The following is an 18,317-nucleotide window of genomic DNA, read 5'->3' on the forward strand; positions in this document are numbered from 1 at the left end:
AATCAATTAATCAACAAGCATAAAATGTAACTGTGTTGATCTTTCTTTACTCCTTCTCTATAACATCTAGTTCAACTTTCAAATTATTGATAATAAACTTCTGTCTGTCTGGTGTATTTTTTCCCATATAAAATTCCAAAAGCTGCTCAATCGAAGTCGCTTTGTCCAACATTACAGGATCCAATCGAATGTCTGCGCCAATAAAATGTTTAAACTCATCAGGAGAAATCTCTCCTAAACCTTTAAATCGGGTTATCTCTGGCTTAGGCTTTAGCTTTTCGATTGCATCAATCCGTTCTTGCTCTGTATAACAATAAATTGTTTCTTTTTTATTTCGAACTCTAAACAACGGCGTTTGCAAAATATAAAGATGTCCTTCTTTGATTAATTCAGGGAAGAACTGAAGGAAAAAAGTAATTAACAATAATCTAATGTGCATACCATCGACATCGGCATCAGTTGCAATTACAATATTGTTATATCTCAAATCGCCCATATCCTCTTCGATATTTAACGCTGCTTGCAAGAGATTAAATTCTTCATTTTCATAAACAATCTTCTTGCTCATTCCGTAAGAATTTAAAGGTTTCCCTCGAAGACTAAAAACGGCTTGAGTATTTACATCACGTGATTTTGTAATTGATCCAGAAGCAGAATCCCCCTCTGTGATAAAGAGAGTACTTTCAAGATATCTAGGATTTTTAATATCTCCCAAATGCACTCTACAATCTCTCAATTTTTTATTGTGAAGATTTGCTTTCTTCGCTCTATCCTTTGCTAACTTTCTAATACCTGACAATTCCTTACGTTCGCGCTCTGCCTGCAAAATTTTACGCAAAAGCAAATCGGCAATCTCAGGATTTTTGTGCAAATAATTATCGAGTTTTGTTTTCAGAAAATCATTTACAAATGTTCGAACCGATGGCAATTCAGGCCCCATATCAGTCGATCCAAGTTTGGTTTTAGTTTGCGATTCAAAAACTGGTTCCATCACCTTCACACTTACTGCACTCACAATAGATTTTCGAATGTCTGAAGGATCAAAGTTTTTATTGTAAAACTCACGAATCGTTTTTACAACTGCTTCCTTAAAGGCAACAAGATGCGTTCCACCTTGAGTGGTATTCTGCCCATTTACAAATGAATGATATTCTTCTGAATATTGTGTCTTACTGTGGGTAATGGCAACTTCGATATCTTCGCCCAATAGATGAATTACGGGATAAACCATATCATCTTCATTGATATTTTCTTCTAATAAATCTTTAAGTCCATTTTCCGAAAAGTATTTTTCACCATTAAAAATTATCGTCAATCCCGTATTCAGGTAACAATAATTCTTTAGCATTTTAATTATATATTCATTTCTGAACTTATAATTTTTAAAAATAGCTTCGTCCGGGATAAAAATTACTTTCGTTCCTTTACGCTTAGTAGTTTCGATGATATCCTCGTCAAGAACAAGATTTCCAGCACTAAATTCGGCCGATTTTTGTTTTTCGTCTCGAACAGATTCAACACGGAAATAATTCGACAAAGCATTTACTGCCTTTGTACCAACACCATTTAGACCCACCGATTTTTTAAAAGCTAATGAATCGTATTTTCCACCAGTATTCATTTTCGACACAACATCTACAACTTTCCCCAACGGAATTCCACGACCATAATCTCTTACAGTAACTGTTTTATCTCTGATTGTAACCTCGATGGTTTTACCAGCGCCCATCACAAATTCATCGATACAGTTATCTAGAACTTCTTTAAGAAGAATATAAATACCATCATCGGGAGAAGATCCATCGCCCAATTTTCCAATATACATTCCAGGTCGCATACGGATATGCTCTTTCCAGTCTAATGAACGAATATTATCTTCTGTGTACTTAGTAGTTTCTGACATTTTATAAAAAGGGGAATTTGCGCTAATATACTATTTCTAAAGAAAGTAAAAAAGTATTGAAGTCGAAAAAACACCAACTACAGTCTAGTTTTCTATTAGAAAAATTCTTTGCAAAGGTACTTGATTTTGCGTCTAATTTTAAATTCTAAAATAAGATACTTTTTAACGAAAAAAAAGCCCGAAAGAACGGATTCTGTCGGGCTTTAAATATTTATAAGAATAAACCTTATACGTTAAATCTGAAATGCATTACATCTCCGTCTTTTACGATATATTCTTTTCCTTCGACTTTAAATTTACCCGCTTCTTTGCATTTCGCTTCAGATCCGTAATGTACAAAATCTTCGTATGCGATAACTTCTGCACGAATAAAACCTTTTTCAAAATCTGTATGTATAACTCCTGCAGCTTGAGGCGCAGTAGCTCCAATATCAATTGTCCAAGCTCTAACCTCTTTTACTCCTGCTGTAAAGTAGGTTTGTTGTTTTAGTAATTTGTATGCAGACCTAATCAAAACTGAAGCACCTGCTTCTGTCAAGCCCATGTCTTCCAGAAAAACTTGACGCTCCTCATAACTCTCCAGTTCGGTAATATCTGCTTCAGCACCCACTGATAAAATAATAACTTCAGCATTTTCATCTTTTACCAATTCTTTTATTTCATCTACGTATTTATTTCCGTTAACTGCCGAATTCTCATCAACATTACAAACGTATAAAACTGGCTTAGCTGTAATCAATTGGAAACTTTCCATCAATATTTCCTCATCATTTGATTGCGGAGTAACAGTCCTAGCAGACTTTGCTTGCAACAAAGCTTCGCGAATTCGATCAAGTAAGGCTTTTTCTGTCTGTGCTTCCTTATTTCCTGTTTTTGCTGCTCTATTCACTTTCTCTAAACGCTTCTCTACATTTTCAAGATCTTTAAGCTGCAACTCTATATCAATTGTCTCTTTGTCACGAGTTGGATTTACATTTCCATCAACATGTACAATGTTATCATTGTCAAAACATCGTATAACGTGAATAATTGCATTACACTCTCTAATATTTGCAAGAAACTGATTTCCTAATCCTTCGCCTTTACTAGCTCCTCTAACAAGTCCTGCAATATCAACTATCTCAACAGTTGCCATTTGCACTCTTTCGGGCTTAACTAATTCTTCCAATTTCTCAATTCTTGGATCTGGAACGTTTACTACACCAATATTAGGTTCGATGGTACAAAATGGAAAGTTTGCACTCTGCGCTTTTGCATTAGATAAACAATTAAATAATGTTGACTTTCCAACGTTTGGCAACCCTACAATTCCTGCTTTCATACTTATTATTTTTTCCAGCCCTTACGGACAGTATATATTTTTGATAAAGTTTGCAAATATACGATTTGAAAGTGAGATTTTAGCAATTAATGCCAATCTTCAAATTATATAAGTTATGAAATAATTATTGTAAGTATTTTAGTAAGTTTAGAAGCTACCTTTGGGTAACAAAATTTAAAAAATAAATTATGAAATCAATAGCAATTACCCTCGGAGCTTTATTGTTTACCTTCGGTATTCAGGCTCAAAATAAGAATGTTACAGAGGTAAGTAAAACAACAACTAGAACTGTAAAAACTTCTGAAGGCGAAAAGAAACTAATTAAGAAGGAAGATATTTCTGCTACTCAAACTATTGATTTTGAAGATGCAGATTCAAAAAAATTAAACAAAGATGTTAAAAGTACTCCAATTGAAGTTACCGCAACAACTCAAATTATTGATGGTGATGGAAATGTAAGAAGTATAGATGTAGACAGATCGGCAATATACAACTATGGCGGGAATAGCTATCAACTATCGCTTGACAACAGCGGTTACACTGTTATTAATAACAGCAGCAGAGAGCCGGCAATGCTGAGAAAAACTAGCAATGGTAACTATATTTACTCTACGAAAGATAGAGTTTCTTTTGGCCACTTTGATAAGGCTGGGAACTTGATTCTTGAAACTTATGACGCAAAGAGCGACCGAATTATTTATGAGAGATATGATCTTTCTAAATAAGATTTAGAAATATCATTTTATAAAAAAATCCTGAGCATATAATGTTCAGGATTTTTTTTTATAGTCTATTCGAAAATTATTCGTTGTGCAAGAATGCTTTACGATCTAATAAAACTTCGTCACTTTCTACGTGATTATCATCAGGAACACAGCAATCTACTGGACATACTGCAGCGCATTGAGGTTCGTCGTGAAAACCTTTACATTCTGTACATTTTCCTGGAACGATATAATAAATATCATCAGATATAGGCGTCTGCGCATCGTCAGAATCTACAGTTTCGCCAGAAGGAAGAACAATTTTGCCTTTTAGTGCTGTACCATCTTTGTATCTCCAGTCATCCGCTCCTTCGTATATTGCTGTATTTGGACATTCGGGCTCGCAGGCACCGCAGTTAATGCATTCGTCTGTTATTATAATTGCCATAATGCTACTTTGAATTTTTAAAAATTAGAGGCTGAAAAACCTACAATATAATAGTTATAATAATAAGGCTGCTCTATTACTAAAGCCAACTCTTTCTACTTTGAGTATTATACCTTATTTTTGTACAAAATTACACCCAAAACAATTACCACGCAAATCATTATGACATTAGAAAATAAAATAGATGCCTTTGTATCCTTAGGAGATTTTTTGCGACAATTTAAAGAACATGGTAACGTCCAATCAGTTGACATTGCTCAGAATAGTACTTTTTTTGAAGCTTTTTCCGAACTTATAAAATTATCACAATCTCATAACGGATGGTACACGCCAGAGCAGGTTTATTTTTCAATAAATTCTTGGGCCGAAGCGTTGACGGAGGAGAATTTAAGAATATGGCTGTCTCGATATAGTTTTGTTGAAAAAGAAGCAAAAACTGTGGCTATCATCTTAGCCGGAAATATACCGCTAGTTGGTTTTCACGATTTTCTTAGTGTTTTGATTTCCGGAAATAAAGTTCTGGTTAAGACTTCTTCAAATGATCAGCATTTATTGCCATTTCTGGCAAAATATCTAATTGCAGTTGAACCGAAATTTGAAAACTATATTGAATTTACCGAAGGCAAGCTAGAAAATTACGACGCTGTAATTGCAACAGGAAGTGATAATACCGCGCGCTATTTTGAATTTTATTTTAAAGACAAACCTTCGATTATCAGACGTAATAGAAATTCGGTAGCAGTTTTGACTGGAAATGAAACCGAAGCGCAAATACAAGCTCTGGGCGAAGATATCTTTAGATATTTTGGTTTAGGTTGTCGAAATGTTTCGAAATTATTTGTGCCAAGAGGATATAATTTTGATAAATTCTTTGAAGGTATTTACAGTTTTCAAGATATTGTTCAATATGAGCGTTACGCAAATAATTATGATTATAATAAAGCAGTTTTCCTGATGAGTAATTTTAAATTACTTGACAATGGATTCTTGACCATCAAAGAAGATGAAAGTTACTCCTCTCCTATTTCCAGTGTTTTTTATGAATACTATGATAGCTTAAATGAATTAAATTCGAAATTAAAAGAGGACGATTTAAAAATTCAATGCATAGTTTCTGACGGAATTATCGAAAATGGCATTCCCTTTGGCGAAACACAAAAACCAAAACTTTGGGATTATGCAGACAATGTAGATACGATTGAATTCTTGAATACTCTCTAAAATTATTAGATTCTAAATTCAAATCTGAAAAATGAAAATTCATAATTTTAATGCAGGTCCCGCGAGTCTTCCCGACGTAGTTTTAAAGGAAGCTGCAAATGCTGTGATAAACTTTGATAATTCGGGACTTTCGATATTAGAAATAGCTCATAGAAGTCCAGAATTTAAAGCGGTTTTAGCCGAAGCTAAAGATTTGACCCTTGATATTTTAGGATTAAAAGATAAAGGCTATCAGGTTTTATTTTTGCAGGGCGGCGCTCGAATGGAATTTTTGCGAATTCCTGTGAATTTGATGAGAGTTAATGGAAAGGCAGCTTTTTTAGATACTGGAATCTGGTCAAGTGGCGCAATGAAAGAAGCGGAATCTTTTGGATTGTGCATTGAAGTTGCTTCCTCCAAGGACAGAAAATACTGTTATCTTCCAAAAGAATATAGTATTCCTGAAGATGCAGATTATTTTTACTGTACTTCTAACAATACCATTTCGGGAACACAAATAACACATTTTCCTGAGACCGAGGTTTCGATAGTCTGCGATATGACTTCGGATATTTTTTCGAGAAATATGGATTTTTCAAGATTCGATTTGATATTTGCTGCGGCTCAAAAAAACATTGGAATTGCCGGCGTGACACTTTTGGTAATTAAAGAATCCATTCTAGGAAAAACGAACAGAAATATTGCTTCTATTCTAGATTTTCAAGAACATATAAAAGCCGATAATATGTACAATACTCCGCCAGTTTTTGCAATTTATACGGCTATGCTTACACTGAGGTGGATAAAAGCAGAAGGCGGAATTGCTATAATTGAAAAAAGAAATCAAGAGAAAGCTCGATTGTTGTACGCGGAAATAGATCGAAATGAATTGTTTGAAGGTACTGCAGATCGCTTAGATAGATCCAAGATGAATGCTACTTTTATATTGAAGGATGAAAGTCATAAAAAAGCATTTGACCAATTTTTAAAAGAACGGGGAATTTACGGCTTGGAAGGACATCGCTTTGTTGGAGGTTATCGTGCTTCCCTATATAATGCTGTCACTAGCAAAAGTGTCAATTTTCTTGTAAGTGTACTTCAAGAATTTGAAAAACAAAATATCAATTAAAATCTAAAGCCCTAGCCCCGATTACAGCGGCATCCTCTCAAGGTTTTTTCCTTAAAGAAAAACCTTGAGAGATACAGCGGAAAGCGGGATAAAGCTCCAAAAAAATATTATGAAAATACTTGCAAACGACGGCCTCTCGAATGAAGCCATTTCAATGTTGAATCAGAATAATATCGAAATTATTACAACGAAGGTTGCTCAAGAACAGCTGATACCATTTATAAATACCAATAATATTGATGTTTTGATTGTTCGAAACGCTACCAAAATTCGACTAAATCTCCTTTTGGAATGTCCCACTCTAAAAGTGATTTGCAAAGGCGGAAATAAGTTGGAAAAAGAGATTGAATTGCAGATTTCAGCATCAGGAAAAGAGCTAATTTACGCCGAAGAATCGACTGCAATCGCAGTAGCCGAAATGGTTTTTGCACACCTATTTTCGGGTGCAAGAATGTTGTACGACGCCAATAGATTAATGCCGCTTGAAGGCGATACAAACTTTGAATCTCTGCAAAAAGGTTTTGCCTCTGGACAAGAACTTCGCGGTAGAACCCTTGGTATCATTGGTTTTAATAGCAGTGGAAAAGAAGTTGCGAAGTATGCAACAGCTCTGGGAATACGAGTACTAATCAGTGATTCTGCCGAAGAAAACCTAGAAATTACAGTTGATTTTTATTCTGGTCAAAGCGTTTCTGTAACTCTTGAAAATGTGGAGCGGAATGTACTTTTGGCAAAAGCAGATTATATTAGTTTGCACATTGATGAGCAGGAAGATTATGTGATATCCAAGGCAGATTTTGATGCGATGAAGGATGGAGTTGGAATTGTTAATTGCGCATTTGGTCGTGCTTTGAATGAGGTAGATTTAATTGCAGCTTTGGAAGAGGAAAAAGTGCTTTTTGCGGGAATTGACCGCTTTGAAGAGGAGCCAAATCCTGCCATTCAAGTATTGATGCATCCGCAAATTTCACTATCGCCAAATATAGCTCGAAGCAGTATTGATGTTCAAGAAAGAGCAGACTTGGAATTTATAAATAGCTTATTATCAAAAATTTAAGACAATACATAGCGATATTTTCATCATATTCTCTATTTTTATAAAAAGATAATCCAGATGAAAAATTTTATTATCCTATGCTTTTTTGCACTGCTTTTCGCTTCGTGTAATTCGACCATGCAAACCGCAAATAAAACAGCTGTTTCCGATTCTGATAAAGTTGTTATCGCAAATGACTCTTTAGAATATGAAGTAATAATTATCGATTCAGGTTTTAGCACCTACCTTGCTACAACCGCTTATCCGCGTAATTACTACACGCAATCATACTTGGAAAACAAGAATAGTTTTTGGCTTCGGGAATACAATGCTCGAGCACGTCAGGGGAAGTCTTTGTATGAAGTTCCCGTAGATTATGAATCAAATATTGATTATGGGTACGAGGTGAATTACCTTTTGTACAATTATCTAGTCTACTTTCAAAATAAATACAATCAAAAACTCGGTGGTTATGTTCCTTTGCGTTAAGTTACTATCTTTGCTGCTGATCCAAATTATTTAGGCATGCAAAGATTAAAAGAGCGTTGGCAAATTACTTCAAACTTTCAACTAGGTGTTATTTTTTTAGTTTTCGCAATCACAGGCTCAGCGGCAGCCTTCCTGTCCAAACCCGTTTGTGATTTGCTAGGAATTACAAAAGACCACTTAGGAATTTTCTTTCTACCTTTTAGACTTCTTATAATTTTCCCTATTTATCAGCTAATGCTGGTGTTTAACGGCTTTATCTTCGGGCAGTTTGAGTTTTTCTGGGACTTCGAAAAGAAAATGCTTCGACGTATGAGATTGGGTTTCCTGCTTCCGAAAGAGGACTAAATTTTTTAATTATTATCTAAAAACTTATCTTTTACTTTTGTTATATGAGAAATTCTACACTTCTTATCAGCTTTATATTTGTTGCTTTTACACTCACTTCTTACGGTCAAAAACCTTTAAGTTCTAAAGAAATTGATGCTCTTGTTGAGAAAACTTTAAGCACTTTTGACGTACCTGGAATTGCAGTTGCGATTGTAAAAGACGGAAAAATCATTCACGAAAAGGGATATGGCTTAAGTTCTCTAAATAATAAACAAAAAGTTAACCAATATACACGCTTCGGAATTGCTTCCAATAGTAAAGCCTTTACTGCAACAGCTTTGGCGATGCTTGTGGATGAAGGAAAGTTAAAATGGGATGATAGAGTTCGAAAATTTATTCCGGAATTCACTTTATATGATTCGTATGTAAGTGATCAATTTACGGTTCGCGACTTGCTCACGCACAGAAGTGGACTTGGTCTTGGTGCAGGCGATTTGATGCTTTGGCCAGACAGCAGCTCCTACTCTACCCAGGATATAATTCATAATTTACGCTATTTAAAACCTGTGTCAGACTTTAGATCGAAATACGATTATGACAATTTACTGTATATTGTTGCTGGCGAGGTGATCGAAAAAGCTTCGGGAATGAGTTGGAATGAATTTATCCAAAAACGAATATTGAATCCGCTTGAAATGACCGAAAGTGCTCCAAATTTTGGACTACTTACTTCTAAGCAAAACATCACAGATCCGCACGCCGAAGTTGAAGGAAAAGTTATGGTTGTTCGCCGCGATTGGCGCGATGTTGCAGGTGCAGCAGCTGGAATATACAGCAGCGTTCACGATATGACAAAGTGGGCAAAAATGCAATTGAATGATGGGAAATACGGAGCAAATTTAGAGAAGAGACTTTTTTCTGAAGAAGCTCATAACGAAATGTGGACTCCACAAACGATAATACCTGTAAAAGGCAAAACTCCGTACGATACAAACTTTAAAAGCTACGGATTAGGTTGGTTTTTAAGTGACGAAAGAGGATACAAAGTAGTGACGCATACGGGAGGACTGTTTGGAATAGTTACGCAGTTTACTTTAATTCCTGAACTTGATTTGGCAATTATTGTATTTACAAATCAGCAATCAGGAGCGGCATTTACTTCTATTACAAATTCTATCAAAGATGGATATTATGGAATAAAAGGTCAAGACAGAATCAAGCAATACGGTGATAATGTTAAGAAAGGTCGTGAAAATGCTGAGAAAATTACATCGAAGATTTTCGCTGAAATCGAAGCACAGAAAGGTAATGCCGAGTGCAATCTAAAAAACATTGAAGGCACTTACCACGATTTATGGTTTGGTGACGCTGTGATTTCTACTAAGAATGGGCAATTGAGATTTGAAGCAATAAATTCTCCGAGACTTATTGGCAATTTACTTCCTTACAAAGGAAATACCTATATCGTAAAATGGGACGATCGCAGTTATGATGCAGATGCTTTCGTGAAATTTGAATTAGATTTCGAAGGAAACATTTCTGGAATGACGATGAAGGCAATTTCACCTTTGACCGATTTTAGTTTTGATTTTCACGATTTGTCATTTACAAAGAAAACAGAAAAATAGGTTGAAGTTAGTTATCTGAAATACGCTACTTTAGCGACGTTATTTATTTGCTTTCAAATGAAAAATTTCCTGCTAGGTTTATTGTTATCGATAGGATTTATTGCAAATATGTCCGCCCAAAGCGACGAGTTCGATAAACTAAATTATGTCACTTTAGATATTCTTTCGCCTATAGCAAGTTATGCTCCTCGGTATGAAATTGGTTATTATAGACATCTAGATGATCAATGGATTGTAGGCGCTGAAGTTGGTTATGGTAATTATGCAACCACGATAAATTTTGCTGCGGATGGAAAATGGATTGAGAAAGATTACAAAAGTTTTTCCATCGCTCCAGAGATTAAGTATATTTTAAATCCCGCTAGAAAGACACGTAAATTTATTTCAGCGGAGTTGTTTTACATTTACCATTCAGATAAATTTTCCAATAGAAGTTACACCAATACTAACTTTACCACAACTTCTAGTTATGATCGCGCTGACTACCAAAGAGATAAATTTGGATTAAACTTTAATTACGGAATGATTATCAACTTTAGCAATAGTGTTGGTTTAATCCCGAAAATTGGCGCAGGTGTAAAAGTTAGAAATGTTCAATTTAGCAATGCTGAAAATTTAAACGTCACTAATCTTAATGATTATCAGGTTTCCACTCCCCATTTTAATTCTAGGCATCTTGAAGTTGAAGGAGTAATTACAAGGTTTAACTTCAATTTTGAGATACAATTTTTCTATAAATTTTAGCAAAAATTTAGTCTTTGAAACCTTGCGAATTTTCGATAACGATGTGATTTTTATTATCTTTAATCTTATATAAATAGCTTTCGCTAAAAGAAGAGAGTCAAAATAAATAGTGATGACAGATAGAGAACTTGATCGAATTATAGAAATGGCTTGGGAAGATAAAACTCCTTTTGAAGCCATAAAGTTTCAATTTGGATTAGCTGAAGCTGATGTTATAAAATTGATGCGTACTGAACTTAAAGAAAACTCTTTTAAACTCTGGCGCAGACGCGTAAATAGTGGCGTGAGTCAAAAACATTTGATGAAAAGAAATTCCGAAATCGATAGATTCAAATGTACGCGTCAAAGAAGCATTTCTAATAATAAAATTTCTAAGAGGTAAGTGCTAAATTTTGTCTGCTAATTATTTCAAAAGTTATGAGAAATGGTTATTTTTAGATTTCATAAAAATAATTCCTTTTCAATGCAGTTAGACAGAAATCAAATTGAAGATTTAGAACGTAAATTCAAGCTTAACTTAATTAATTCTGTTTCAGGCATAAAACCTGCAAATCTCATTGGCACCATTTCCACTGACGGCAAAGAGAATGTTGCGATTTTCTCCTCTATAATTCATATTGGGTCAAGTCCAGCACAGCTAGGATTTATTTTACGTCCGCAGGAAGAAATTCCTAGAGATACGTACTTGAATATCCAAACCGCTGGATATTACACAATAAATCACGTAAATTCAGCATTTTTAGAAAAGGCTCACTATACTTCGGCTAAGTTAGATCGAGGTGATTCGGAGTTTGAAAGAATGAAAATTGAAAGTGAATATATTAGTAAATTCCCAGCGCCCTTTGTTAGAGAAAGCCATATCAAGATTGGAATGAAGCACTCTGAAAGTATATCAATTTCCAATGGTTGTACACTTGTAATTGGCACGGTCGAATTAATTTCGATTCCTGAAAATACTATTAATGAGTTAGGTCAAATTGATTTAGAGAAAAGCTTTTCTATGGGAGTTTCTGGTTTGAATACTTACTATGATTTGGTCAAAAGAGATTCGTTCCCTTATGTGCGAACTTCTGAAATCCCTAGCTTTGAATGAAAAAGTCAGATCTGCCAAGAAAAATCTGCGAAACTTGCGAATTGCCTTTCACGTGGCGTAAGAAATGGGAAAAAGTTTGGGACGAAGTAAAATATTGCAGTGAAAAATGCAGGAAAAATAAAAAATCTAAAACAGAATGAAAACTAAAATAGGAATTATCACCATAGGAATTTTGGCTTTGCTTTCATCTTGTCAAGATAAAGTTGCAACGCTTGCACCCACAAACGCCCAAGTAAATCACAATACCACCAATAATAGTCCGGAGGTGCAATCACGAAATGCGGCTACAATAATCAGTCAATCTGTAAATGATCCGCTTGCGCTAAAAATAAAAAAATATCTAGCGGAAGAATTCCTCACCGAGGCAGATTTAAGAGCAATTGAAGAGAAAGATCGATTGTTTCAGCTGTACACAATAGACCTTAATAATGACGGTCAAGACGAGGTCTTCGTAAATTTTTTAACACCTTATTTTTGTGGAAGTGGCGGCTGCACCTTATTGCTTCTAAATACAGAATTAAAGTTAATAACTAAGTTTACCGTTACAAACATTCCGATTTATGCTGAAAAGGATATTAAAAATGGATACAAAAAGTTACTAATTAATTCTGAAGGAGAGTGGAAAGAACTTATTTACGATGGAAAAAAGTATCCTTCAAACCCGACACTTTTAGAGATATCAAAAATAGAACAACCGACTTACGAAGCAGAGATTATTTTTGATGAAAAATACCTAAAAGCGAAGACATATACTTTTTAAATCTTAAAAAATGAAATCATAAAATAACCGTCAATCTATCGGTTTATTATGATTTCAAGTTTCGAATGAAATTGTCAAGACTAAATCGCACTTTTAAACTGTCTTATATAATTGTTCTAACCCCACCTTAAAAAATGGAATTCTTAAATGATGTTTAATTGCGCGAAGGATGGGAGCGACCCGAGCGAAGCGAACTGGCGAAGCACATCCTTTGCTGCCAAAAGATTTATCAAATTTACTAAAAAAATTGTGGCAACAACGGTACAGTAGACAGCAGGACCAAAGCCTTACGAAATTTTCAATGTTAGAGCATTTCGTAGTGGCGATGGTCGCGCCCCAAAAAAAAACTTCAAACCTGAAATGAATCTCTGTAAAAAAGACGCTTTCAAATTTGAAGTCAGATTAATTGTATTTAAAACTTAGCTCTTTCTGATGATGTGCGTGTAAATCCAAGTGAGGGTAAAAGTTGGTATTATATCTGTAAAAGGCAATAATTCTTCTACAAATGAGATAAATCCGCCTACTTTCCCGACAGTTCCTTTGTACATTCTTGCCAAAATTAATCCAGATAATGGCGCCCATATTACGTCTGAAAACTCTCCTAAGAATGGAATACTAAATGATAACATTCCGACCGCATCAAATACAATTCCTAAGATAAGTTGTTGTATAGCTGTTGCTGAAAGACCTTTTGTTGCTACTTTATTGATCATATTCTAATTTTTTTATCCAATATGCAAATCAAGTGCCAAACTATTTCTTTAACTTATCCTTAAAAAGTTTGCGAACCTTCTCAACCTTAGGAGTTACAACATACACACAGTACGACTGCCCACGGTTGTCAGCATAATAATTCTTGTGATAATCCTCGGCAAAATAAAATGTTGGCGCGGCAGAAACTTTTGTGACAAAAGGTTTACCGTAGGTATTTTCTTTATCTAGCAAAGCAATATAACCTTCAGCAATCTTTTTCTGCTCATCGTTATGGTAAAAAATTTCACTTCTATATTGAGTCCCGACGTCATTTCCTTGTCTATTAAGAGTAGTTGGATCGTGGGTTGCGAAGAAAACTTCTAAAATTTCTCCGTAGCTGATTATTTTTGGATCGAAAGTAATTTCGATAGCTTCAGCGTGACCGCTAGCTCCCGCAGAAACTTGCTGATAGGTTGGATTTGCTCTGGCACCGCCTATATATCCAGGAACTACCTTTGAGATTCCGTCTAATTCTAAAAATACTGCCTCTGTACACCAGAAACATCCGCCAGCTAAAGTTGCAACCTCTTTCCCTTTTTCTACTTCCATTTTTACAGGTGTTGTTTGTGTTTTAATATTTGAAATTTTCTCTTTTGATTGACAAGATAATGCCAAAAATAAGAATGATAAACTAAATAAGTGTTTCATCTTTTCGCATTTAAGTTCAACAAAATTAACGAATTGCCTTGGCAGTAGTATTGTACTTAACGTAATTTTATAGAGTTCTAACTTAAAAGAATGGTCAATTGTATTTTGAAATCTGCATTTTGGTTGTTACTTTGTGCGAAACAATTTCATCTATGATACAGGCGCAGAAAATTCATAAATTTTACGATAAACTTGAGGTTTTAAAGGGAGTTGACCTACATATTCAGAGTGGTGAAATTGTCTCGATTGTGGGTGCTTCGGGAGCGGGCAAAACGACCTTGCTTCAGATTTTAGGAACTTTGGATAAACCATCTGCGGACAAAGAGAGCAAGCTCATTATTAATGGAAAAGATATTTTGGGGATGAAAGATAAGGAGTTGTCAAAATTTCGCAATCTCAACTTGGGCTTTATATTTCAGTTTCATCAGCTTTTACCGGAGTTTAGTGCTTTAGAAAATGTTTGTATTCCTGCTTTTATTGCAGGAAAAACAAAAGCCGAAACTGAACCTGAAGCAAGGCGCCTATTAGACTATTTAGGGCTTTCGCACAGATACAGTCATAAACCTTCTGAACTCTCTGGAGGAGAGCAGCAACGCGTTGCAGTGGCTAGAGCTTTGATAAATAAACCCGCGGTGATCTTTGCCGATGAGCCTTCTGGAAACCTTGATACGGTGTCTGCAGAAAATTTACATAAATTATTCTTCGAGCTTCGTGATGAGTTTAAACAAACATTCGTGATTGTGACGCACAACGAAGAACTGGCAAATATGGCAGATAGAAAATTGACGATGATTGATGGATTAATTTCAGTTTAGAACTATGATTTTAATAATTCTATCTTGGATATACATCCTCTTTACAACTATCAATTTTGGTTTTGTATTTGATAGAATTCTTGTTTTAAAAAATAAAGATTTTGTTATTACATCGTTTCTGGGATTGTTTTCTGTAACTATCTTGGCGAGTATTTGGGCGATTTTCGGGAGAATAAATGTGGAATTTCATATTTTTTTGTTGGTATCTAATCTGTTGATTTACTGGAAATTTAAAATAAACATTGGAGATATTTATAAAAATCTTTTCTTAGTAATAGGTGATCTCGGCAAATTTCTAAAGTATTATTTGGCCATAGTTACTATATTAATTTTGGCGCAATGCAGTACGGCACCTTATGTAATTGATAATGAAACGTATTATATTCAGACCATAAAATGGTTGAATGAATATGGTTTTGTAAAAGGATTAGTAAATTTACACCTGTTTTTAGGTCAAACAAGTGGCTGGCACATAACTCAAAGTGTATTCAACTTTTCATTTTTGTATGGCAATTTTAATGACTTAAGTGGTTTCTGCTTAATGCTCGGAATGTTATTTTCGATTACGAAATTCAACAGCTACTTCGTTGAAAAGAAAAGTTTTAATTTTCTGCTAGTTGGTTTACTTCCTTTTGCCAGCATATTTTATTTTCAGTTTATAAGTGCTCCTTCACCCGACATGCCAGTTTATGTGCTGACATTTTTTATTTTACTTTTATTTTTAGAAAATTTTAAAAACTGTAGTCAGGGGAAATTTACAATAATAACAACTCTAGTTTTATACCTACTCTATATTAAATACTCAACTCTTCCGTTCGTGTTAATTCCCGTAATATTATTGATAGAAAATTTCAAAGTATTATCTACAGCTCTATGGAAGGCTTCAATTCTTTCAGTTACAATCCTATTATTATTTATTGTAAAAAATTTAATCATTACTGGACATCCTCTTTTTCCCTTGAAGATTTTTCGTTTTATATCATTAGATTACGCATTTCCAAGTGCGATAGAGGATTATTACTTTAATTATTTACGTCACTATGGATACCTCTTAAATAGCGAAGATTATAACTTGTTAAGTAATTTTGAGTTATTTGAGCATTGGTTGAATCTCCCGAAACTACGAGGATTGATACATAAGTTTATAATATTGTTGATTCTTATAGTTCCTGCATTTATATTCAAATTCCAGAATAGTAAAAAATATTGGCTGCTTTATGGGTTGATGGTAATACAACTAATCCTTTTATTTATCACCTCGCCACAATTTCGATTCTTTATGAATTTTATGATCTTTTTCTCTACATTTTGCTTTATCTGCATGGTTCGAAATGAGAAGATTATTAATTTAATATTGATTATTTCTATACTCCCTGTTTTTTTAATGTTATTTATTCCTTTAAATCTCATCAGATTTACTGACAATAAGTTAATGATGAAAACGCATACTTTATCCTTCAGAAATATCATAATACCCAGTGAAATTACAGACCGTTCGACGCATTTCAAAATTATTAGATTAGGAAATCTGCTATATTACTCGCCCGTAAATAAGGATCTGCTTTGGATTACTGGGGACGGAGCACTTCCGTGCGTAAGTGAAGAGCAAGTAAACATGCACAGAAGAATGTTCAAAATTACTCCACAGATGAGAACTGAGGATTTGAAGGATGGATTTTACTCCAAAAGCGTGTCACTTGATAACTAAGCTTTCCACATTTAATTTGAGGTAAAAGTGTTGAAGGATTTCAAAGCTACAGAATTTAACACCTACTCAGATGTATAAAGTATCTCATTATAATTCTTAAATAGAATCATCGCGGCTTACAGATTTCGCGAACTTCGTTACCAAGATTTTCGGCTAAGACAAAATTTCTTGCGAAAGACAACCGTGAATTTACCACATATTTCGCCATTATATAAACTACGGTCAGTGGCAACCAAATTTATTAATCTAAATCATCTGGAATATTTCCGTCTCTCCATTCATTAGCCTGTTCTTCGCCACCTGAAAATGTTAATGATTTTTTACTGTCAATATCAACAAACGAAAAAAGCAAAATATGGTAACCTTGATCATTGTAATTTTTTGAAATTTTATCGTCGTTCATTACGTTACTGAAAACTCCCAACATTCTAAGAATAGCACCTTTTTTTTGATAGTCACTTTTAATAAATGATGCAATCCATATTTTATTTCCATCAGCAAATTCTGCCAAATAATATGGCTTTCCATTATATGCTTCATACAATTCTATAATTTTTGCATCGAATGCGTAAAATTTGCCTTCAAGAAATTTAAGTTTATCTTTCTCTTGATATACTTTGATTGTGTCGACTAAACTTCCATTTGTATTGATTGGAAAATTTTTTTGACAAAATGATTTTAATGAGGTTGTCATTAATAAAATGTAAAATAATAATTTAATTCTGGTTTTCATTTTTTATTTAGTTATTAGGTCGGTTTATATTGCTTGCCACGAACTTATAAACTGGATTTAAAACCCCTCAAAAATCCCCAAGCCAAAAAGCGCAAAGTCATACTTCACAGGATCTTCCTTGTCCAATAACCTCAGCGAAGTATCTAACTCAGTTAACGCTTTAGTATCGTTTTGTTTTCTGTTTAGAATACCTAATTTTCTAGCAACATTGCCCGAATGTACGTCAAGCGGACAAGATAATTTAGCTGGAGAAATCGATTTCCAAAGTCCGAAGTCAACGCCTTCATTATCGTTTCGGATCATCCAACGTAAATACATATTTATTCTTTTTGACACTGAACCTTTGCTTGGATTTGCAACGTGTTTCTTGGTTCGGTCAAGATGTGGAATTTCGAAGAACGTATTGTGAAGTTGTTGAATTGCGGGCTGCAAAGAATCTTCTGTTTGGTGTTTTGTGAAAATTGATTCTAACCCGTCGTGGTTTGTATAAATGTGTTTTAGAGCAATTATGAAATGTTTGAAGTCTTCTGAATTAAATGTTCTGTGTACAAAGCTTTCTAATCTTTCGAGTTGATATTCGTCGTGGTTCATCACGAAATCATAAGGAGAATCTCCCATTAGATCCATCATTCGATGTCCGTTTTTGGTAATCATTGTTCTATTTCCCCAAGCGATGGTAGCGGCGAGAAAGCCAGCTATTTCAATATCTTCTTTTAATTTATATCTATGAGGAACGCTGATGGGATCTGGCTCGATAAAGTCGAATGTGTTGTATTGAATTACTTTCGCTTCAAGGAAATCTTTAAGCTGTTCTTTATTCATCATAGGTGATTATTCAATTGGAAGTGCAAAGATAGTAATTCTAAATTTTTGGGATT

21 protein-coding genes are annotated in these 18,317 nt (G+C 34.4%); 14 read left to right on the forward strand and 7 right to left on the reverse strand.

All coding sequences use genetic code 11. The features are described from left to right. Positions 1–46: 46 nt before the first annotated feature. Positions 47–1,903, reverse strand: coding sequence for a DNA topoisomerase IV subunit B (locus SBO79_RS11705; protein WP_318640584.1), 1,857 nt, complete (start codon positions 1,901–1,903; stop codon positions 47–49). Between the two features lie 226 nt (positions 1,904–2,129). Further along, complete coding sequence (gene ychF / locus SBO79_RS11710) at positions 2,130–3,224, reverse strand: redox-regulated ATPase YchF (RefSeq protein ID WP_318640585.1); 1,095 nt, start codon at positions 3,222–3,224, stop codon at positions 2,130–2,132. A 188-nt stretch (positions 3,225–3,412) separates the two neighbouring features. Here ychF and SBO79_RS11715 point away from each other — a divergent pair, with 188 nt between their 5' ends. Next, positions 3,413–3,949, forward strand: coding sequence for a hypothetical protein (locus SBO79_RS11715; RefSeq protein WP_318640586.1), 537 nt, complete (start codon positions 3,413–3,415; stop codon positions 3,947–3,949). 76 nt (positions 3,950–4,025) lie between these two features. Here the strand turns inward: SBO79_RS11715 and SBO79_RS11720 are convergent, their stop codons facing one another. Continuing rightward, positions 4,026–4,376, reverse strand: a complete 351-nt coding sequence (locus SBO79_RS11720; protein WP_318640587.1) for a 4Fe-4S dicluster domain-containing protein — start codon at positions 4,374–4,376, stop codon at positions 4,026–4,028. Positions 4,377–4,538: 162 nt separating this feature from the next. Here SBO79_RS11720 and SBO79_RS11725 point away from each other — a divergent pair, with 162 nt between their 5' ends. The 11 genes from SBO79_RS11725 (at position 4,539) to SBO79_RS11775 (ending at position 12,782) form a co-directional block, all read left to right on the forward strand. Continuing rightward, entirely contained in the window at positions 4,539–5,597 is a 1,059-nt protein-coding gene (locus SBO79_RS11725) for an acyl-CoA reductase (RefSeq protein WP_318640588.1), read from the forward strand. Positions 5,598–5,628: 31 nt separating this feature from the next. Further along, complete coding sequence (gene serC, locus SBO79_RS11730; RefSeq protein WP_318640589.1) at positions 5,629–6,705, forward strand: 3-phosphoserine/phosphohydroxythreonine transaminase; 1,077 nt, start codon at positions 5,629–5,631, stop codon at positions 6,703–6,705. 109 nt (positions 6,706–6,814) lie between these two features. Continuing rightward, a complete protein-coding gene (locus SBO79_RS11735; protein WP_318640590.1) occupies positions 6,815–7,762 on the forward strand; it encodes an NAD(P)-dependent oxidoreductase in 948 nt (315 codons plus the stop codon). A 57-nt stretch (positions 7,763–7,819) separates the two neighbouring features. Further along, positions 7,820–8,230 carry a DUF6146 family protein gene (locus tag SBO79_RS11740; RefSeq protein WP_318640591.1) on the forward strand — a complete coding sequence of 137 codons (411 nt, stop codon included), beginning with the start codon at positions 7,820–7,822 and terminating at the stop codon, positions 8,228–8,230. A 36-nt stretch (positions 8,231–8,266) separates the two neighbouring features. After that, positions 8,267–8,575: a DUF6787 family protein gene (locus tag SBO79_RS11745; RefSeq protein WP_318640592.1), complete on the forward strand. Its 309-nt coding sequence runs from the start codon at positions 8,267–8,269 to the stop codon at positions 8,573–8,575. A 44-nt stretch (positions 8,576–8,619) separates the two neighbouring features. Beyond that, on the forward strand, positions 8,620–10,185 hold the full coding sequence (locus tag SBO79_RS11750) for a serine hydrolase (protein ID WP_318640593.1): 1,566 nt from the start codon (positions 8,620–8,622) through the stop codon (positions 10,183–10,185). A gap of 57 nt (positions 10,186–10,242) precedes the next feature. Beyond that, complete coding sequence (locus SBO79_RS11755) at positions 10,243–10,929, forward strand: hypothetical protein (RefSeq protein WP_318640594.1); 687 nt, start codon at positions 10,243–10,245, stop codon at positions 10,927–10,929. A gap of 112 nt (positions 10,930–11,041) precedes the next feature. After that, positions 11,042–11,311 (forward strand): TIGR03643 family protein, encoded by a 270-nt coding sequence (locus SBO79_RS11760; RefSeq protein WP_318640595.1) that lies wholly within the window; start codon positions 11,042–11,044, stop codon positions 11,309–11,311. Positions 11,312–11,392: 81 nt separating this feature from the next. After that, positions 11,393–12,022, forward strand: a complete 630-nt coding sequence (locus tag SBO79_RS11765; protein WP_318640596.1) for a flavin reductase family protein — start codon at positions 11,393–11,395, stop codon at positions 12,020–12,022. Next, positions 12,019–12,162 carry a DUF2256 domain-containing protein gene (locus SBO79_RS11770; RefSeq protein ID WP_318640597.1) on the forward strand — a complete coding sequence of 48 codons (144 nt, stop codon included), beginning with the start codon at positions 12,019–12,021 and terminating at the stop codon, positions 12,160–12,162. Before SBO79_RS11765 ends, SBO79_RS11770 begins: the two co-directional genes overlap by 4 nt. Continuing rightward, the gene (locus tag SBO79_RS11775) at positions 12,159–12,782 is read left to right on the forward strand and encodes a COG3650 family protein (protein WP_318640598.1); all 624 of its coding nucleotides are present in this window, start codon (positions 12,159–12,161) and stop codon (positions 12,780–12,782) included. The genes SBO79_RS11770 and SBO79_RS11775 overlap by 4 nt, the downstream gene beginning before the upstream one ends. Before the next feature lie 419 nt (positions 12,783–13,201). On the opposite strand, the gene SBO79_RS11780 is transcribed toward SBO79_RS11775, so the two are convergent. Then, a complete protein-coding gene (locus tag SBO79_RS11780) occupies positions 13,202–13,495 on the reverse strand; it encodes a hypothetical protein (RefSeq protein WP_318640599.1) in 294 nt (97 codons plus the stop codon). 40 nt (positions 13,496–13,535) lie between these two features. After that, on the reverse strand, positions 13,536–14,183 hold the full coding sequence (gene msrA, locus SBO79_RS11785; RefSeq protein WP_318640600.1) for a peptide-methionine (S)-S-oxide reductase MsrA: 648 nt from the start codon (positions 14,181–14,183) through the stop codon (positions 13,536–13,538). Positions 14,184–14,335: 152 nt separating this feature from the next. Between msrA and SBO79_RS11790 the strand changes: the two genes are divergently transcribed. Together SBO79_RS11790 and SBO79_RS11795 are read left to right on the forward strand one after the other, a co-directional pair. After that, positions 14,336–14,998, forward strand: coding sequence for an ABC transporter ATP-binding protein (locus tag SBO79_RS11790; protein WP_318640601.1), 663 nt, complete (start codon positions 14,336–14,338; stop codon positions 14,996–14,998). A gap of 4 nt (positions 14,999–15,002) precedes the next feature. Continuing rightward, the gene (locus tag SBO79_RS11795; protein WP_318640602.1) at positions 15,003–16,706 is read left to right on the forward strand and encodes an LIC_10190 family membrane protein; all 1,704 of its coding nucleotides are present in this window, start codon (positions 15,003–15,005) and stop codon (positions 16,704–16,706) included. Between the two features lie 241 nt (positions 16,707–16,947). Here SBO79_RS11795 and SBO79_RS11800 read toward each other — a convergent pair whose 3' ends face one another. Further along, positions 16,948–17,439, reverse strand: coding sequence for a hypothetical protein (locus tag SBO79_RS11800; RefSeq protein ID WP_318640603.1), 492 nt, complete (start codon positions 17,437–17,439; stop codon positions 16,948–16,950). Positions 17,440–17,496: 57 nt separating this feature from the next. Further along, complete coding sequence (locus tag SBO79_RS11805; RefSeq protein ID WP_318643505.1) at positions 17,497–18,261, reverse strand: TIGR02757 family protein; 765 nt, start codon at positions 18,259–18,261, stop codon at positions 17,497–17,499. Positions 18,262–18,317: the final 56 nt, after the last annotated feature.

The organism is Flavobacterium ardleyense (genome assembly GCF_033547075.1).
Lineage (GTDB): Bacteria > Bacteroidota > Bacteroidia > Flavobacteriales > Flavobacteriaceae > Flavobacterium > Flavobacterium ardleyense_A.

Coding starts and splice junctions, on each gene's coding strand:
- SBO79_RS11755 (WP_318640594.1), top strand. CDS start 10,243: ATGAAAAATTTCCTGCTAGGTTTATTGTTATCGATAGGATTTATTGCA.
- SBO79_RS11795 (WP_318640602.1), top strand. CDS start 15,003: ATGATTTTAATAATTCTATCTTGGATATACATCCTCTTTACAACTATC.
- SBO79_RS11740 (WP_318640591.1), top strand. CDS start 7,820: ATGAAAAATTTTATTATCCTATGCTTTTTTGCACTGCTTTTCGCTTCG.
- msrA (WP_318640600.1), bottom strand. CDS start 14,183: ATGAAACACTTATTTAGTTTATCATTCTTATTTTTGGCATTATCTTGT.
- SBO79_RS11750 (WP_318640593.1), top strand. CDS start 8,620: ATGAGAAATTCTACACTTCTTATCAGCTTTATATTTGTTGCTTTTACA.
- serC (WP_318640589.1), top strand. CDS start 5,629: ATGAAAATTCATAATTTTAATGCAGGTCCCGCGAGTCTTCCCGACGTA.
- SBO79_RS11725 (WP_318640588.1), top strand. CDS start 4,539: ATGACATTAGAAAATAAAATAGATGCCTTTGTATCCTTAGGAGATTTT.
- SBO79_RS11715 (WP_318640586.1), top strand. CDS start 3,413: ATGAAATCAATAGCAATTACCCTCGGAGCTTTATTGTTTACCTTCGGT.
- SBO79_RS11780 (WP_318640599.1), bottom strand. CDS start 13,495: ATGATCAATAAAGTAGCAACAAAAGGTCTTTCAGCAACAGCTATACAA.
- SBO79_RS11705 (WP_318640584.1), bottom strand. CDS start 1,903: ATGTCAGAAACTACTAAGTACACAGAAGATAATATTCGTTCATTAGAC.
- SBO79_RS11720 (WP_318640587.1), bottom strand. CDS start 4,376: ATGGCAATTATAATAACAGACGAATGCATTAACTGCGGTGCCTGCGAG.
- SBO79_RS11760 (WP_318640595.1), top strand. CDS start 11,042: ATGACAGATAGAGAACTTGATCGAATTATAGAAATGGCTTGGGAAGAT.
- SBO79_RS11735 (WP_318640590.1), top strand. CDS start 6,815: ATGAAAATACTTGCAAACGACGGCCTCTCGAATGAAGCCATTTCAATG.
- SBO79_RS11790 (WP_318640601.1), top strand. CDS start 14,336: ATGATACAGGCGCAGAAAATTCATAAATTTTACGATAAACTTGAGGTT.
- SBO79_RS11765 (WP_318640596.1), top strand. CDS start 11,393: ATGCAGTTAGACAGAAATCAAATTGAAGATTTAGAACGTAAATTCAAG.
- SBO79_RS11745 (WP_318640592.1), top strand. CDS start 8,267: ATGCAAAGATTAAAAGAGCGTTGGCAAATTACTTCAAACTTTCAACTA.
- SBO79_RS11775 (WP_318640598.1), top strand. CDS start 12,159: ATGAAAACTAAAATAGGAATTATCACCATAGGAATTTTGGCTTTGCTT.
- SBO79_RS11770 (WP_318640597.1), top strand. CDS start 12,019: ATGAAAAAGTCAGATCTGCCAAGAAAAATCTGCGAAACTTGCGAATTG.
- SBO79_RS11805 (WP_318643505.1), bottom strand. CDS start 18,261: ATGAATAAAGAACAGCTTAAAGATTTCCTTGAAGCGAAAGTAATTCAA.
- ychF (WP_318640585.1), bottom strand. CDS start 3,224: ATGAAAGCAGGAATTGTAGGGTTGCCAAACGTTGGAAAGTCAACATTA.
- SBO79_RS11800 (WP_318640603.1), bottom strand. CDS start 17,439: ATGAAAACCAGAATTAAATTATTATTTTACATTTTATTAATGACAACC.